At 73.4% G+C, this 2,427-nt stretch carries 2 protein-coding genes; one reads left to right on the plus strand and one right to left on the minus strand.

Going from position 1 to position 2,427, the window contains the following annotated elements; all coding sequences use genetic code 11:
- On the minus strand, positions 1-1,186 hold a 1,186-nt coding region (locus tag E1J50_RS26180), incomplete at its 3' end, for a lipopolysaccharide biosynthesis protein (protein WP_132257185.1).
- 527 nt (positions 1,187-1,713) lie between these two features.
- On the opposite strand from E1J50_RS26180, the gene E1J50_RS26185 reads away from it, so the two are divergent.
- Positions 1,714-2,427 (plus strand): DEAD/DEAH box helicase (locus tag E1J50_RS26185; protein WP_132257187.1); only part of this gene is annotated, 714 nt, incomplete at its 3' end.

Here is a 2,427-nt window from a genome sequence, read left to right on the forward strand (position 1 = left end):
GCCCGCCGGCCACGAAGACGAGGCAGGCGACCGCCTGTCCGGCCGCGAAGGCGATCGCCGCGCCCATCGCGCCCATGCGCGGGATCAGCAGCGCCGAGAGGCCGCCGACAGTAACGAGGAGCGCGGCCGAGGCGACGGCGTCGAGGTGGCTCGTGCGGGTGAAGTAGATGACCTGCCCGAAATAGTAGGAGCGGACCATCAGGAGGATGCTCGCCGCGAGCAGGATCGGCGCGAGCGCCAGGGCCTGCGCCCGGTAGCCGGGTCCGAGCAGCACGGCGACGAGGACGTCGTCGAAGGCGAGGACGAACACCGCCCCGAAGGCGCCGACCAGCGCCATGGCGCGGGCGGCGTCCGCGAGCACCGCCTCGGCCGCGCCGAGCGCCCCGGCCCGCACCTCGCGCTTGGCGATCGAGACGAGCGCCAGGGCGATGCTCTCGCCGAACACGACGAAGCCCTGGCGCAGGAAGTCGGCGATGGCGCCGTAGGCGCCGAGTTCTTCCGGGCCGACGCTGCGGCCGACGATGATCCGGTCGATGGTCTGGGCCAGCGCCGCGAGCCCGAAGGACAGGACGAGGGGCCAGCCGTAGGCGATGAGGCGACGCGCCTCGACGGCGCTGGCCCGGCCCCGCAGGAGGGGCGCGACCGCCCGAAGAGCGGGGAGCGCCGCGAGCCCGTTGGCGAGCGCCACGGCGAGGACGAGGGCGAGCGGATCGCCCGTCCGCACGAGCGCGAGACTGCCGAGGGCAAGCACGAGGACGGCGCGGGCGAGGATCGCCAGGGCGACGGAGCCCGCCGCGAGCCGGGTGCGGGCGATCTCGGTCGAGGCCTCGAACAGGGTCATACCGACGACCGCCGCGACGGTCGCCGCCGCGACGGCAGGGCTCGCGAGGCCCATGACCACGCAGAGCGCGGCCGCCAGCGCCGCGAGCGCCAGCATGGCGGCGAGGAGCCGCCCCACGGTGCCGACCTGGGCCGGGGCGCGGGCCTCGTCGTAGCGGGCGAAGAACGCGAATTTCGGCCATTGGCAGGTCGCGCCGTAGAGGACGAGCGCCCAGGACAGCACGAACAGGTAGCTGCCGTAGGTCTCCACCGGCGCGAGCCGGGTGAAGACCGCCACCGCGCCCATGTTGAGAGCCGCCGCCGCGGCGCGCGCGCCGACGTAGATGAAGGTGTGGCGCGCGATCATCCTCGAACCGGGATCGGATCCCTCCGCCGCGGCGGGCGGATTGGGGCCGCCGACGGGTCCGGTCGGATCCTGTTGCGGATCCGGTTGCCGAGCCGACGGCGGCGCCGGCCTCTGTAGCATGCCGGGGCGGCCCCGCGAGGCCCCGTGCCCCGGGCCGGGGCGCGTCTGTCTCAGGCTGGTGCGGAGGGCCGGCGCGCGCTGCATGGGAGGTCCGCGTCTGCAGGGGTCGTGCCTTGGACCCCAGCGAGGCGCCGGCCGGCAGGCAATTGACTTCGCACCCGCACACAGCCATATCGCAGATGCAGCGTCAGCGGCCGTATCGGATCCGCTTGAGAGGGCTGCGTGACGGATGGGGCGGCCGCGGCGACGCGCTCGCACGGTCCGGCCCCTCTCTTCATACGTGCATGCACCCGGGCTGCCCCATCACGCGGGCGGCCTCCTGCCAACGGATCGAACCTGCCGCTGACGGCAGCCGGGGCCGGCGCGAGCGCGCACGGCCCGGGATCCGCTGCCCTGAAAGTTTCCCCTTGACCCAGTTCACCGATTTCGGCCTCGCCCAGCCCGTGCTGCGGGCCCTCGACGAGGCCGGCTACCAATCCCCCACGCCGATCCAGGCGCAGGCGATCCCCCCTGCCATGCAGGGCCGCGACCTCTGCGGCATCGCCCAGACCGGCACCGGCAAGACCGCAGCCTTCGCGCTGCCGATCCTGCACCGCCTCTCCCTCTCGGATCGCCGCGCCCCGCGCCGCGGCTGCCGGGTTCTGGTGCTCTCGCCGACCCGCGAGCTCGCCAACCAGATCGCCGAATCCTTCTCCGATTACGGCCGCCACCTGCCCTACACGAACACGGTGGTGTTCGGCGGCGTCACCATCAGCCGCCAGGAGCGGGCGCTGGCGCCCGGCGTCGACATCCTCGTCGCCACCCCGGGCCGCCTGATCGACCTGATCGAACGCCGCTCCCTGACGCTGGAGGGCGTCGAGATCCTCGTCCTCGACGAGGCCGACCAGATGCTCGACCTCGGCTTCATCCACGCCCTGAAGCGCATCGTGCGGATGCTGCCGGGCAAGCGCCAGAGCCTGTTCTTCTCGGCCACCATGCCGAAGAACATCGCCGGATTGGCCGAGCAGTACCTGACCGACCCGGTCCAGGTCGCGGTGACGCCGGTCGCCACCACGGCCGAGCGCGTCGAGCAGCAGGTCATCTTCGCCCACACCGGCGCCAAGCAGGCGCTGCTCGCCCAC

Origin of the sequence: Methylobacterium segetis, from assembly GCF_004348265.1 — a bacterium.
Lineage (GTDB): Bacteria > Pseudomonadota > Alphaproteobacteria > Rhizobiales > Beijerinckiaceae > Methylobacterium > Methylobacterium segetis.